Annotated in this window: 11 protein-coding genes; 8 read left to right on the top strand and 3 right to left on the bottom strand. The window is 51.2% G+C overall.

Features of this window, described 5'->3' with window-relative positions:
• Nucleotides 1–61: 61 nt before the first annotated feature.
• The gene (locus KTT_RS02860; RefSeq protein WP_126594553.1) at nucleotides 62–934 is read right to left on the bottom strand and encodes a class I SAM-dependent methyltransferase; all 873 of its coding nucleotides are present in this window, start codon (nucleotides 932–934) and stop codon (nucleotides 62–64) included.
• A gap of 311 nt (nucleotides 935–1,245) precedes the next feature.
• Here KTT_RS02860 and KTT_RS02855 point away from each other — a divergent pair, with 311 nt between their 5' ends.
• From KTT_RS02855 to KTT_RS36000, 4 genes are all read left to right on the top strand, one after another.
• Complete coding sequence (locus KTT_RS02855; protein WP_126594552.1) at nucleotides 1,246–2,931, top strand: ATP-binding protein; 1,686 nt, start codon at nucleotides 1,246–1,248, stop codon at nucleotides 2,929–2,931.
• Nucleotides 2,932–3,127: 196 nt separating this feature from the next.
• The gene (locus tag KTT_RS02850; protein ID WP_126594551.1) at nucleotides 3,128–4,159 is read left to right on the top strand and encodes an endonuclease/exonuclease/phosphatase family protein; all 1,032 of its coding nucleotides are present in this window, start codon (nucleotides 3,128–3,130) and stop codon (nucleotides 4,157–4,159) included.
• Nucleotides 4,160–4,361: 202 nt separating this feature from the next.
• The gene (locus KTT_RS02845) at nucleotides 4,362–4,760 is read left to right on the top strand and encodes a hypothetical protein (RefSeq protein ID WP_126594550.1); all 399 of its coding nucleotides are present in this window, start codon (nucleotides 4,362–4,364) and stop codon (nucleotides 4,758–4,760) included.
• Nucleotides 4,761–4,854: 94 nt separating this feature from the next.
• Nucleotides 4,855–4,998 carry a hypothetical protein gene (locus KTT_RS36000; protein ID WP_160145601.1) on the top strand — a complete coding sequence of 48 codons (144 nt, stop codon included), beginning with the start codon at nucleotides 4,855–4,857 and terminating at the stop codon, nucleotides 4,996–4,998.
• A 74-nt stretch (nucleotides 4,999–5,072) separates the two neighbouring features.
• On the opposite strand, the gene KTT_RS02840 is transcribed toward KTT_RS36000, so the two are convergent.
• Nucleotides 5,073–5,867 carry a class I SAM-dependent methyltransferase gene (locus KTT_RS02840; protein ID WP_126594549.1) on the bottom strand — a complete coding sequence of 265 codons (795 nt, stop codon included), beginning with the start codon at nucleotides 5,865–5,867 and terminating at the stop codon, nucleotides 5,073–5,075.
• A gap of 568 nt (nucleotides 5,868–6,435) precedes the next feature.
• On the opposite strand from KTT_RS02840, the gene KTT_RS02835 reads away from it, so the two are divergent.
• Nucleotides 6,436–8,307 (top strand): alpha-amylase family glycosyl hydrolase, encoded by a 1,872-nt coding sequence (locus KTT_RS02835; protein WP_126594548.1) that lies wholly within the window; start codon nucleotides 6,436–6,438, stop codon nucleotides 8,305–8,307.
• A gap of 700 nt (nucleotides 8,308–9,007) precedes the next feature.
• Here KTT_RS02835 and KTT_RS02830 read toward each other — a convergent pair.
• Nucleotides 9,008–9,655: an ATP-dependent Clp protease proteolytic subunit gene (locus KTT_RS02830; RefSeq protein ID WP_126594547.1), complete on the bottom strand. Its 648-nt coding sequence runs from the start codon at nucleotides 9,653–9,655 to the stop codon at nucleotides 9,008–9,010.
• Between the two features lie 394 nt (nucleotides 9,656–10,049).
• Here KTT_RS02830 and KTT_RS02825 point away from each other — a divergent pair, with 394 nt between their 5' ends.
• The 3 genes from KTT_RS02825 (at nucleotide 10,050) to KTT_RS02815 (ending at nucleotide 13,877) form a co-directional block, all read left to right on the top strand.
• Entirely contained in the window at nucleotides 10,050–11,390 is a 1,341-nt protein-coding gene (locus KTT_RS02825; protein ID WP_218030817.1) for an NAD(P)/FAD-dependent oxidoreductase, read from the top strand.
• A 70-nt stretch (nucleotides 11,391–11,460) separates the two neighbouring features.
• A complete protein-coding gene (locus tag KTT_RS02820) occupies nucleotides 11,461–13,266 on the top strand; it encodes a serine/threonine protein kinase (RefSeq protein WP_126594546.1) in 1,806 nt (601 codons plus the stop codon).
• A gap of 101 nt (nucleotides 13,267–13,367) precedes the next feature.
• On the top strand, nucleotides 13,368–13,877 hold the full coding sequence (locus KTT_RS02815) for a hypothetical protein (protein ID WP_126594545.1): 510 nt from the start codon (nucleotides 13,368–13,370) through the stop codon (nucleotides 13,875–13,877).
• The last annotated feature ends 125 nt before the right edge of the window (nucleotides 13,878–14,002 follow it).

Here is a 14,002-nt window from a genome sequence, read left to right as displayed (position 1 = left end):
TCATGTATTGATGGTAACCGATTCAAGGCATAAATACTATAGGTGGGGCTGTACCGCATATTTACTTTGCGTTTTCTCCCCAGGTGGTGAGGTAGTACCACAGGCAGTTAAAATTGTCCATCTTTATCTCTTCCAGTGCCTGGGTATAGAGCGACTCTACTTCATCTTTACTGGCGATCCCTGTGTGGATGACCAGGGGCTGCAGAAGCTTGAGAAAGACCTGCATATCCTCATAGAAGCTCTGATGCGAATCCGAGCCAGCGGAGCAGTCAACCGCAAACGCTTTGTGCTGGACGTTGCGGCACCCGGCATTGCGCAGGAAGCGCTTGAGCATAGGCGTGATCGCTAATTGACGGCCATCCTGTGAGAAGGTATTGCCGCTGAGATGGATGGCTCGTGTACATAAGCCAAATAACGTTTCAGTCTTTGGACTGTTGCTGATAAACCACTCGCAATCTGTCAGGCGAATGATGCCACCCGGGCGGGCTACCCGGACACATTCCTGTAAGAACCTGGGCCAGTTGTCGCTGGAGCGGAACATGAAAGAAGCGATCAGGCGAACATTAATAAAGTCAAAGCTATCAGCCTGAAAATCGAGTGACTGCAGAATATCCATAGTGTGGAAGTGGGTATTAAACAAGGAGCGCTGCGACGCCTGAAAGCGGGCATATTCGATCATGAGCTGGCTGATATCGACGCCGGTGATCTGTTTATTGGGATAAAGCGCAGCCATTTCCAGAGCCCACTCGCCGGGTCCGCAGGCTACATCCAGCACATCGATGATGTCAACCTGGTCAATTGCCTCATCCAGGGGCCCTCCCATAGCCCTGGTGAGCAGGCGAGCCTGCTTCGTAAGCCTGGCCATTTCAGAAGCACTCTCTGGATCAGTGTAGTACGCCTCTCCCTGTGAAGGAGTATGCTCTAAATCTGCCATTGTGTTTCCCCTTTTACTGTAACTGTCAGGAATATATAGGTAGAGATCATAGCGTATCCTATAGTAATAGGCGTTTTCGTCTGTTCAAACGTGATAAGAATAGTACTTGCTAGTATAAAGATATGTTACTTTTTATGCAAGAATAAACTTTTCTTGACACGTTTGTTAAAGGAACGTATAGTATTTCATTGTTTGTAAGTTATAACAAAGATAAACACAACCTGAACAATAATTGCGTGTGTAGCTGCTTGCAATAGGCTGCGTGCTTATTGGGATACGTGTGCAAATGTTATTTTGAAGTGAGGCTTGCAATGGATCATACGCAAATAGGCCAGCAGATCATTGATAGCGTGGCGCAGAGCGTACGTGAGTCTTCCGACATTTCGGTTATTATCAATAGGACACTGGAGACGATTCATACCCATTTGCATACAAGCGTCACATGCTTCCACGTTGTAGATGATACTCGCAAGAGCTATCGTTTGCTGGGCATTCATTCCACCTGTGATGACGATGTTCTGGCACAGCGTTTACATACCTTATCAGAACATGTTTGCCCATTCAACGAGTGGCCACGTAATCGGCAGCAACCGCTGGTGGTCGCGGATGTGCAGGCTGACATGCGCGCTGAGCGGGGGGAGAAGTGGAGGTTTTGGGATCACAAGCAGATACAGAGCATCATCTTTATTCCACTGTGGTTTGGCAACCATTATGAGGGCATGTTGACGGCGGCTTTTGCTAGCGGGCTACCTCAGGAAACAACGCTGCTATCCGCATTAACGGCGGCCGGCACATACATTGCGGCCGCGCTGGTACAGGCGCGTATGAAGCTGACGATTCAGAGCGAGCAGACAAGCCTGTATACTATTCTGGATCAAATTCCTGAGGGGGCGCTGATCGCCGATGCTATCAGTGGCTCTATTCGTTATGCCAATGAGGCGGCTGCCAGCTTATTGCAAACCTCCCTCGCTCAGTTGATTGGTTTGCCGGTGCATCAGTTTACACGTCAGCCTGTACCCGAGCATATGGTTCAGGGGGTGCTCCCGCCCTGGAATTTTTTTCTGATTCAGGCGTTAAGCGGTGAAATCATTCGCAGTAAAGAGGCAACGCTTGTTACCCCCGATGGTCAGAGAATCGTTGTGCTGATTTCGTGCGCCCCTATCTCGGTTAAGCACGAGAAACAGCAGATCCTGACCGGAGCAATCATTCTTTTTCAAGACATTACAAAAACAAAAAATATTGAGCAGCACAAAAATGAATTTCTCTCCATCGCCAGCCATGAATTGCGCACCCCCATCACCATTATCCAGGGATTTGCGGATCTCTTAGCGCATGTGCCCCTGGAGGCAAGTTCCCTCAACGAGTTGACGCAGTCGGCGCTTATGCATATCGTCGATCAGAGCGAATACCTGACCCGGCTAATTGATGCGATGCTGGATATTACCAGGATTGAGCAGCAGCAATTGCATCTTGATCGAGGGTTACACGATCTTCACCATCTCTTAAGGCAGGTTGTCGATAGCCAGGTGATGACGACCAGCCGCCACCAAATCTACCTGACGGTAGAGGGACTGCACGAGCAAGAGCCGCTACTCGGCGTCTTTGACAAAGAGCGCATTATCCAGGTAATCAGCAACTTGATCAATAACGCGGTCAAATACAGTCCTGATGGAGGAGAGATCGAGGTCGGCTTACGCGTGGTTCCTATCGATAGGCGGAGCGAGAAGCATCGCGAGGCCTGGATGTGGGTGAAAGATCAAGGGATGGGGATCGCTCCCGATGAATGCTCGCGCATCTTTGAACGCTTCTATCGGGCGCGTGTAACCAACAACTCTTCTTTAAGTGGCTTCGGTATCGGACTCTATGTGACCAGGGAAATTATTAATCGCCACGGTGGTCGTGTCTGGGTTGAAAGCAAGCTGCACGAAGGTTCAACATTTTTCATCCACCTACCATTATACGCATCATCTCACATCGTCACTGAGGCCGCCGACTAGCACACGGTTTATGCCCGATTGCTGAATAGTAATCCCCTACCTTGACTCGATCGCGTAAATCAATTACGGTATAAGGTAAGGAGCATGAATATTGATGCTTGGAAAGCACAATATGATAAAAAGATAAAATGCTGCATTGATGAGCGGTCATATAGCATCATAACTCTACATTGGCTGAATAGAGGATTCATGAAGAATGATCGGGAACTGGTTTTTTCGAGTTTGGAAGAAGCAGCGCTTCAAAGCTTTGATCGTTGGAACCCTGAGCTATCTTTTGATACTGGCCACATTGCTGACGATTCAGACCCTGGTGCCCCAGCGGGCAGGTGTGTTGCCGTTGGTCTCTATCTTTGCCCCCTACCTGTTTATACCGCTGGTCATCGTGGTCCCTTTCTTGTTCTGGCGTTTTACCATGGTGCTACGCATTGTGTTTGTTTCAGGGATCGTGCTGTTGTGTCTCTGGTTTCCACCGCGCATGGGTGGTGGAAATGCGCAGGAGTCTGCCTCAGGACAAAAGATTACCGCGCTGACCTGGAACTACCGGGGTAGAAACAAGCGCGACGGATATCTCAGACAGATCATCAATGAAACCAGTCCTGATATCATCGCGTTGCAGGAGGCTGATTGGACCGGTATCGACGTGGCGACGGATCTTTTGCAGGCGTATCCCTATCATCTGTATCGACCAAATGATGTTCCTCCTGGTGAGGCCGTGCTCAGTAAATATCCGATTGTGGACCATGGGAGCGTACAGGCTGCGGATGGATCGCGGGCAGTGTGGGATATTCCACGTGTCCTCTGGGTGCGCCTGGACCTGGGCCATGGTCGTACCATGATGGTTGTCAATGCGCATCCCATTTCAGCTGTCAATACAGTATATGGCTGTACGTACTGTCCTCAGCGGCGTGATAATCAGGTACTGGCGCTCCACCAGTTTTTGCAGCCAATGTTGGCCCATGGAGAGCACTTACTGCTACTTGGCGATATGAATCTTACTGATCGCGAGCCAGCCTACCATGATCTCTCCGCTGGCTTGATTGATAGTCAGCTACAGGCAGGAGGCGGCTCTGGCCAATCCTGGGGGATCAACTATTTCAATCGGGTATGGACGCTTTTTCGCATCGACTACATGTTCGTTTCGTCTAACGTTACACCTTTGAAGTTGGACACAAATTGTGTTGCGCGTGGCAGTCAGCATTGTATTCTGATTGGCCAGTTTTCTGTCTAGCGGTTACAATAAGTCCGCACTGGCGATGAGTGTGTTACTGCATCGAATGTGCATTCGCGCACCCGATGCAGTAACACATCAATAACCTCTGAGCACCATAGGTGTGAAAATCCAGGCACCCGGCAGGCAGTGATCTTGCGTGTAAGATGTATGCTAAAGAAGAGCCGGATAACGACCATATTTGAGAGGTGGATCTGTAGTAATGACTGAGAAATACCTGCCCACGCCAGTCTGGAATGGAGCGCTGAACCAATGGGAGGCCGTGGATTTTCGCCGTGGTCAGAGGGTTGTCGGCTGGCCCGAGGGTTTTGACGCGGGCTCGCTGCCAGCCCCTGAATATAGCGAAGGGGACCGTGTCCAGTTTGTGCGCGATGAGACCTGTGCCCGTGAAGGGGTGGTGCGCCGTGTGCTCCTACGCGGGGGCGTCTATGGTCCCATGGAGGACCAGGACGGGGCCATTCAACGCTGGTATCTGGATCCCGAAAATGTTACCTACATTGTCACGGCCCGTGGTCATGACCATACTATTAAAGCCTGGAACATTCTTGGTCGCTTTGTTTCGCCTGAACGCATCTCGCGTATCCTTCCTTTGAACGAATAACTATTGTATTAACGGGGAAGGTCGGTCAGCAACGGATCAGTGATTTTACCTGGTGGTCCATATCTCAAAAAGATTGTAGGAGTGCTTGAATTTTATGGAAGAGCGCCATCGACGTCCATCGTATACCCGGGAAAACTATCCCAGGGCGCGTTTTATCCGCCTTATCCTTCTAGTTGTTGTGATTATTCTGCTCTGCCTGCTCTATTTTTTCTGGCCGTACGTTGCCAGTTTCTTTTAGCACTGTGATTGGTTGGTTGAGCCGAGGGATCACACCGATCTATGTAGACCAGCGCAATCCCGTTTGCTCTCGTTTTAGCGGGCTGGTTTGAGTGGATGCCCCCAGGCTACGGTGCCGATGACCTGGAGCGGGATCGTGCTATGAGGATGGTAGCGTAAGAGGAGGGAGCGGGCCTCTTGATCAAATTCCTCGGCCGCTTGCTGGCCCATGCGCTCATGCGTAAAATTGCTGCGCGAGTGCAGACCTTCAATAAAGTCCTCAATGCTCTGGTGAAAATCGATTGGCGCGGTCTCGGTTTCACCAATCATGTGGAACAGGCCGCGCTCCTCCAATTCTTTACGCACATAGGTTGAGCGATGCCCACGATGGATAGCGTAGCGAGCCTGCAACTGTGAGAGCTCCTCGTTCCAGGGCATCGACAGGGTACGGCGGTGGACCAGAGCCAGCATACCCTGTGGCGTGAGGAGATCGTGAAAGCGCGGGAAGGCTATTTCCCACTCCGTCCAGTGAATGCTGGAGCCTGCGGTGATCAAAGCATAGGGTGGGCTAAGGGGGACCTCTTCGATCTTGCCATAGATCCAGTGCAGATGAGGGTGGTTGCCGTCTGGCAACTGTTTCCCCCGTTCAATCATGTTTTGCGAGAAGTCGACCGCGTCCACGCGTTCCACAAAGTGAACGCACTGGCGGGCGATATCGCCCGAACCGGCTCCCACATCTAGCATTGTGCGCGGCTCATCTGTGATCAGATCAGCCAGGATAGAGAACGTTTCTGGTGGATATGGTGCACGATGGCGGTAGGCATCCACCACCTGCTGATTTTGAAACGATTTCGCGAACTGGCGATCGAAATTGTCGGGTTTGGGTTGCATACTCTTTCCTATCTTTATCTAGAACCAGTATGTCATATCAACATTTTCTTACATATCTTACCCTATTATTAAATAGCGCCTGACTCTCGTCATATAGGGGCACGTCAGCACCCCCGCACAGGCGTCCGCGTGCGCGGACGCACCAACACATATATGAACCTTGAACACCGTAGGTGCGAAAGCTCAAGCATGCTATAGGCTATGATTATGAAAGTCAGGCAGGCTTTTAGAGCTGCCTGACTCCCAAGATTATGGCTGGTGGCCTGCATGGTTTTTCGCACCTGTGGTGCGGCCGCCCGTACGGAGGCGCTTGCGAGCCCCTGTTATATAACGTAGTAGCAAAAAGCATCATCGATATCAAATGATGCTGACATTATGTTTCAAGAAATACGAACATCGTGATGAGTTTAGGTATGGTAGAGGGGCGGTTTGAAACCTGTAAAAGCTCTGCTACGTGCTAGATATGGTTGGGGTTTTACCCGGGGGCGATACGTGGAGGACTGAGCGATTCCCACCAGGAGCATTATCAATCCCCTATGATACAGAAGATCTTAATTGAGGAGCATCCATGATCAATTTGCGTGAAGTTGGCGCCTATGCCAGGCCGGCCAATCAAGATGGGGTGGATATCACTTTTGGCATTTATCTACCTGGTATCACTGCACAGGATGGCTATGAAGTGCATGTACAGGTATTGCATAAAGCGGATCACTTTTATGAGAATATTCTGCCGCGCGACTTTTCCCTTCACTACCAGGAGGGGGCGGCCAACGATCTCTGGCATGTAGATGTGCATCTTTCATTAGAGGAGGGAACCCATTTTGGTCTCTCCGGCACGTACCTCTACCGTTATCAGCTGCTGCAAAAAGAGCCTGATAGTGAGGAGAAGCGCGTTGTGACGCGCTGGTTCACTGATCCTTTCGCCCTGGCAACCGATATCGGCCTGCTATCTTCAGTTGTGACGCCAGAGAGCTTTCCACCATTTGAATGGACCGATCAGGATTGGAAGACACCTGAACTGGCCGACCTGGTGGTCTATGAGCTGAACGTGGAAGAGTTTAATAGCAACTTCGCGGGCGTCATTGAGCGTATCCCATACCTGAAGAGCCTGGGAGTGAACTGCCTGGAGTTGATGCCGATTACCAGTTTGAAGCTAAACTTCAACTGGGGATATGAGCCGCTGCACTACTTCGCTCCATATGAGCGCTGGGGTGGTATCCAGGGACTGAAGCAGCTGGTCAATGCCTGCCACAACGAGGGAATCGCCGTGATTCTGGACGTTGTTTACCAGCATGTGGACGCCAGCTTCCCCTATAACCTTATTTATAAGGATACAGGGCTGGAGAGCCCCATGATTGGCGGCGATGGCCCCTTTGGTCCCGAGATCGATTTCTCGAAAGATTTTGCCCGTGAATATATTCAGACCGCCAATTGTCACTGGCTGCATGAGTACCATGTTGATGGCTTCCGCTATGACGAGGTGACGGACCTCTACGATGGCCCGATGGGCATTCAATACGCGCACATCGCTTACAATACCTATAATGAGTCGCTCAAGATCCCACGCTTTACTCCTACCGGTAGTGCGGGTGAATATAGCCGCCTGATCCAGTGTACCGAGGCCCAAAATCGGCCACAGGAGATTCTCAAGGATACTTTCTCGACCAGCACCTGGCAGGATAGCCTGCGTTGTATGGCGGAAGGCATGGCGGAGACCGGGACGGTGGATGAACATTTTGTCCATCATGTTGTGTTGGATCAGAACTATACCGGCTACCCTTACACCAAGACTGTGCAGGACATAGAAGGGCAGCCAGTTGATATGCCTGTGATGCCGTTTCAGTACCTGGAGAACCATGATAACAGTCAGTTGATTTCACACGTTGCCATTCTTCCCGATGATGTGCCATTCGGGGACCGCAGCCAGTTCTATAAGCTGCAGCCCTTTGCTATTGCGCTATATACCTGTGAGGGCACACCAATGCTCTGGCAGGGTCAGGAGTTCGCGCAAAATTATGTCCTGCCAACTAAAGGCCGGGCGCGTGTCTGCTATCAGCGCAACGTCAGCTGGGAATACTTCTATGATGAATATGGAATCCCTCTGGTGCAGCTCTACCGCACGCTGGGTTCGCTGCGCCGCAACTATGCCGCGCTACGTAGTCGAGAGTCCTTCTATTATAGCGCTGAATCGCGCATTGAAGACAAAATCGTGGCCTATCGACGTCACCATAGTGAAAACGGCCAGGTCGCGCTTGTCTTCCTCAACTTCTCGGACGAGCCCCAGACGATAGGTGTGCCGTTCCCCTGTACAGGCACCTATCGCGAGATGATCGATCACCAGAAGCGTGTCGAGCCCTATGAGATCGAGGTCTCTGAAGAGAACCAGATGTTCGAGGTGGAAGTACCCGGTCACTATGGTTTTGTCTTCATTAAAGAATAGTTAACCCTGTTGCAGGCCTGAAGAGAGGGGAGGTACAACGGCGGCGGCGTACCTGACACGCCGCCGCCGTTGTCTCTCCCCTCTTGTTTCCTCTATTGAATAGATCAGCCTTACCGATAAATAATACTAGATTTCCAAAACATGCATGGCATGTAATGGAAATGGTTTTTAGGGCCGCCGTATGGTTTCTACATTGTACGTACATTCTCGGTCCGACAAAATCTTACCTATAGTAAACGATTTGTTTGATGGAGGTTTCCTTTAGATGTCTATGCATGATATTACACGTAAATTGGCTTTGGTCGCCGCTGGAGCAGCCCTTGGTGGATGTCTGGCTTTTGTTCCTGCCCAGGTAGCAATCCATGCAGCTCCAATGCCTGGTGGTAGCGGACACCACCATAGCACATCATCCACTCATGGCTCCCATCACGGTACCACGCACAGTTCAACCCACCATCACACCTCGGCTCATCACATTGTTAGTGGCGCTTTGATCTCTGCATCTCCGATGCCCGGTAGCAGTGGACACCATGCTCACAGCACGCACCATCATGGACACCACAGCTCTAGCCACTAGTCAGGGTTTTGATACGGAGCCAGCAATGAGCAATGCTTATAGTTAGGCGTATAAGCAACCCAAAGGGAGCCAGCGAACACGTTGTTCGCTGGCTCCCTGTTTGGGTATTTGTGTGTAGAACGGCTACTCTCCTTTGGTGAGTACCTCGTCGATGATGCCATATTCCACAGCCTGGGGTGCGGAAAGGTAGTAGTTACGGTCGGCATCTTTTTGAATGCGTTCAATTGGCTGGCCGGTGTGCTTGGAAAGGATGCCCAGCAGACTCTGGCGCAGGCGAATGATCTCGCGTGCCGTGATCTCGATGTCAGAGGCCTGCCCTTCGGCACCGCCCAGTGGCTGGTGAATCAGGATAGTTGAATTGGGGAGCGCAAAGCGTTTGCCATGGGCGCCGACAGCCAGTAGTACCGCTCCCATACTCATTGCCATCCCCATACATACCGTTGAGACATCAGCTTTCAACGATTGCATGGTGTCATAGATGGCCAGACCAGCATAAATGACGCCACCTGGGCTATTGATATACATGCTGATGTCTTTGGTGGCATCTTCGTTCTGCAAATACAGTAACTGGCCCACAACGCTATTAGCAACCATATCATCGATCTGTGTACCTACGAAGATGATGCGGTCCTGGAGCAGCCGGGAGAAGAGATCATGGCTGATAATGCCGCGCGGCGTTGTTTCCACCACATAAGGAATGATCCCCCTTGGCTCCAGAAAATCGCGAGATTCTTTGATCCACTTTGGATCACGTGGATTGAATTTGCTCATATTGGCTCCTGAATAACGATATATTCTTTTCCATCGTACCGATGGAGAACGCGCTCCTCTTTGCTGGCAGGTAGCACGGATAGCATTTTTAGCAGGTGACTTGTATGTCTCCATGATACAAGATCTCAATGCAATTGTCCAAGTTTGTCTGCTATGGATAATTCATACACAGTAGTGAAGCAATCTTTATTGAGTTTCCCCGAAAAAGATAGGTAAATAGGGAAAGGTGTTTTGCAAAAAGAGAAAACATGATAAGCTAGAGGGCATAGGTAGGTATACTGGTGACGCTTTTCATAGACTGGTATATATTTATCAATTCATTAGAGTAAATTAATCGAACTGTTCAGTGAAGAACTATTATCTCTTGGATGAGCTTAGGAAGAAGAGACACACTTTGGACGCTTTACACACTCAACGTGGCTCGACAACTATTAATGGTGCTGCAAAACGACCTCATGTTGTTATTGTTGGTGCTGGATTTGGCGGTCTGAATGCTGCCAAGGCTCTAAAGGATGCACCTGTTGATATCACTGTGGTCGACCGCAATAATCACCATCTCTTCCAACCTTTATTATATCAGGTGGCTACGGCTGTATTGTCGCCAGCCGATATCTCGGCTCCTATTCGGCACATTTTGCGTCGGCAAAAAAATACGAAGGTTGTGCTGGCTGAAGTGACCGGGATTGATCGCGAGCAGCAAGTGGTATTGACCGCCGATCGTGCGATCCCATATGACTATCTGATTGTGGCTACGGGCGCCAGCCACAGTTACTTTGGTAATGATCAGTGGGCACCTTTCGCGCCTGGCTTGAAGTCGATAGCCGATGCCACGGCACTGCGGCACAAGATTCTGCTGGCTTTTGAAGAGGCCGAGCAGGAGACCGATCCCGATCGCCAGCGTGCGCTGCTCACCTTTATTCTGATCGGCGCGGGTCCTACCGGTGTTGAGATGTCTGGCGCGATAGCTGAACTGGCCCATGTCGCCCTGGCATCAGATTTCCGCAATATTGACCCTAAATCGGCTCGCATTATTCTGGTCGAGGCTTTACCGCGTATTATGCCGGCTTTCGATGAGCACCTGGCTAAAAAGGCACAGGACGGTTTGCATAATCTGGGTGTCGAAGTCCGTACCGGTTCTCCCGTGCAGGAGGTAAACGAGCACGGGGTGGTAATCGGGGGCCAGCAGATTGAAGCTGGCACAGTGATCTGGACTGCGGGCGTTTCTGCTTCTCCGGCTGGTAAGTGGTTAGGGGCGGAGTTAGATCGCGCGGGCCGTGCTAAAGTCGATGACCATTTAAACCTGCCCGGTTACCCCAATATCTTTATTGTGGGTGATACCTCATCTGCAACCCAGGATGGCAAGCCTGTCCCAGGGATTGCCCCGGCCGCCATGCAGGGTGGCACATATGCTGCTAGCGTCATTAAAGATCGTGTGGCAGGTAAACTAAATAGTCAGCCGTTCCGTTATCATAATAGGGGCAATCTGGCAACTGTGGGACGTTCTTATGGCATTGCCGATCTGGGAAAGGTAAAATTTACCGGTTTTCCGGCCTGGGTCTTTTGGATCGTGGCCCACATTTTCTTTTTGATTGGTTTCCGCAACCGTTTTCTGGTACTTTTCCAGTCATTCTGGGGATATGTCACTTTCCAGCGTAATGCTCGTTTAATAACCCACGAGCAGCAGCCAGTGGTGACAAAAGCGAAGTCTGTGGAGCGGGAATTGCAACCAAGCTAGAACTTCTTTTTGCGCCCCTTCGTGTACAAAGTGTCACAAGTACTAAACAAGGAGAACTTGAGGTGAAGGGATGCAAGAGTTTCCAAAGGGCAAGATAGTCCGGGACCGCTATATTATTGAAGATCTACTGGGGCAGGGTGGATTTGGCGCGGTATACCGTGTCAGGGATAGACGAGTCAATGGAAATGTCTTTGCGCTTAAAGAGGTAGAAAGTCTGGAGCGGCGTCAGAAGGAGAGCTTCCTGTTTGAAGGGGAAGTTCTCCGTCGCCTGGATCATCCTGCCCTGCCTCGTGTCTACCGTGTTTTTGAAGAGCCGAAGCATGACCGCATCTGTATTTTGATGGATTATGTTGCCGGCCCGAATCTGGAGCAACTGCGTTCCGAACAGCCTGGTAAACGTTTCGAGATACACCAGGTGATGGAGATGATGGCGCCAATTGCTTCGGCTATCTCTTACCTGCATGCACAGCATCCTCCCATTATTCATCGGGATATCAAGCCATCCAATATTATTATCCCAACTTCTGGCGAAAATGCTGTCCTTGTCGATTTTGGTATCGCCAAGGAATACGATCAGGATGCCACAACAACCGCGATCCGGCATTGTTCTCCTGGCTATGGCGCTCCTGAACAGTATGTGAGTGGAACGGAGATCCGAACCGACATCTATGGCTTTGGCGCTACCCTCTATACCCTCTTATCAGGGACCATCCCGATTGATGCGCTCTACCGTATCACACGCCTGAGTGTGAATCGTGACGATCCCCTGGTTCCGATCAGTGACCTGGTCCCGGAAATGCCAGCCGATTTTGCCGCGGCCATTCATCGCTCGCTGGTGGTCAATAGTAATGATCGTTTCGCTACCGTGGATGAGTTCTGGCAGGCGTTAGAGGCCGCTATGCAGAGTCCAGAAGAACGTGCAAAACAGCGAACCAGCTCGTTACCGGTACAGGAAGAGGCGCAACCGGCGCTGGCAGCGGCCCTCTTGCCTGCTAATGGCAGGATAGAACATTCATCTGCGGTTTCTACCATATCCGATTCCGACAGGCGTAACGATTTTGTCGAAACCGAGGATTTTCCCGTAACCGGTGGACCTGCGGAACCTGGTGGAGATCCTCAAACGTTGCCCCCGCCGCGGCGACGACGCAAAACGGGACTGATCGTCTTGCTTGTTGCGTTGCTTCTGCTGGTGGGAGGTGGAACAGCTGCGCTGTCCTGGTACCATATGCTGCCCATGGCGGGACTTTTCCCTCCAGCCACGACTCGATCTACCCCAATAGCTCAAAAGACGGTAGCACCAACACCGACCAGTACAGCGACGCCAAAGCCAACGAAGACGCCGACGCCAAAGCCGACGAAAGCGCCAGTTCCGGAACCCACGAAAGCGCCGGTACCGACCAGCACACCCGCGCCGCCGCCTGCTGGTTTCCCAACCATTGCTTCTGCCTACACTGGCACCATCCATAATACACCGGCCGCCGTAGATTCAACCATGTCGCTCACCAGCATGAGGCAGCAGCAGGGGACCATCAATGGCCATTTGACGCTGGGAGCAGGCTTGCAGGGTGATGGCGACTTTACCGGTCAGGTGAGTAGCAATAAACAGATCCAGTTTCTGGTGCCAAGCTATGCCGGGCATCTGCCCCTCTTTTTCCAGGGCCAGATCCAGAGCGATGGCTCTATTAGCGGTACGTACTGTAGCTATCAGAATAATCAATGTAACAATGCCAATGGGGGATATGGGAGCTGGCAGGTCAGTCCCAGCGGGGGAAGTTCGGGATCCCTGGTCCCATCAGCTCCTCCTGTAGCGGCGTTGTTCGCTATGGGCGAGCGACAAGCTGATCTGGAGAGGTGGATGGAGCGCAATCTGCTGTGAAACTTTGACTCAATACATCGCGTATTACAACGGTCAACTGCAAACACGAATGAAATTAACTAATAATATTGTTTATCCTGAAAAAGGAGGGTGAAATATATATGAATCCATATCAAAATAATCCTCAAATGAGTCAGCAATATGCCAATGCCTGGGACCAGGGAACCTATAATCAGATTCCTCATCAGGACGCATGGCAAAACTATAATCAGTTTGCACAGAATGTTCCGCCACAGGAGCTTGAGCAGGCACATCAGCAGGTGTATGCCCAGATGCCTCCCGAGCAGCGCGGTGGTTTACTCCAGAACATTTTAAATGGCCTGACGCAGCGTGGGGTAACTCCACAGCAGATAGGCATTCAGAATACCGATCCGTATACCATGTCCCCGCAGGAGGCCGCTCGCGTGACCGGCTATGCGCAGCAGCAGCAGCCCGATGTATTGCACCAGGTGTTTGCGCCAGGTGGGGCATTAGGTAGTCCCTGGGCGAAAATGGCCGTTGCGGGTGTGGCGGCTCTGGCGGCCAAACAGTTCCTGGGTGGTGGCTTTGGCGGAGGAAATCAGGGCGGCTTTGGTGGTGGAAATCAGAATAACGACAACGGACTGCTGTAGAAACAGATAAATGGAGAGCGCGTCAAGCTTGTAAAGCGCGCCTCTTGTCCCCATACATCAAGCCCTGACGACGTCACGCACACACGCGTGACGTCGTCAGGCTATTTTTGTGCCTGAGGCCCTTT

It is taken from the genome of Dictyobacter aurantiacus (genome assembly GCF_003967515.1).
Lineage (GTDB): Bacteria > Chloroflexota > Ktedonobacteria > Ktedonobacterales > Ktedonobacteraceae > Dictyobacter > Dictyobacter aurantiacus.
The sequence above is the reverse complement of the archived record's forward strand: the minus strand, read 5'-3'. Positions and strand labels throughout refer to the sequence as shown.

Excerpts from the sequence above, each read along its gene's own strand:
- KTT_RS02860 (WP_126594553.1), bottom strand. The coding sequence starts at position 934 with ATGGCAGATTTAGAGCATACTCCTTCACAGGGAGAGGCGTACTACACT.
- KTT_RS02855 (WP_126594552.1), top strand. The coding sequence starts at position 1,246 with ATGGATCATACGCAAATAGGCCAGCAGATCATTGATAGCGTGGCGCAG.
- KTT_RS02850 (WP_126594551.1), top strand. The coding sequence starts at position 3,128 with ATGATCGGGAACTGGTTTTTTCGAGTTTGGAAGAAGCAGCGCTTCAAA.
- KTT_RS02845 (WP_126594550.1), top strand. The coding sequence starts at position 4,362 with ATGACTGAGAAATACCTGCCCACGCCAGTCTGGAATGGAGCGCTGAAC.
- KTT_RS36000 (WP_160145601.1), top strand. The coding sequence starts at position 4,855 with ATGGAAGAGCGCCATCGACGTCCATCGTATACCCGGGAAAACTATCCC.
- KTT_RS02840 (WP_126594549.1), bottom strand. The coding sequence starts at position 5,867 with ATGCAACCCAAACCCGACAATTTCGATCGCCAGTTCGCGAAATCGTTT.
- KTT_RS02835 (WP_126594548.1), top strand. The coding sequence starts at position 6,436 with ATGATCAATTTGCGTGAAGTTGGCGCCTATGCCAGGCCGGCCAATCAA.
- KTT_RS02830 (WP_126594547.1), bottom strand. The coding sequence starts at position 9,655 with ATGAGCAAATTCAATCCACGTGATCCAAAGTGGATCAAAGAATCTCGC.
- KTT_RS02820 (WP_126594546.1), top strand. The coding sequence starts at position 11,461 with ATGCAAGAGTTTCCAAAGGGCAAGATAGTCCGGGACCGCTATATTATT.
- KTT_RS02815 (WP_126594545.1), top strand. The coding sequence starts at position 13,368 with ATGAATCCATATCAAAATAATCCTCAAATGAGTCAGCAATATGCCAAT.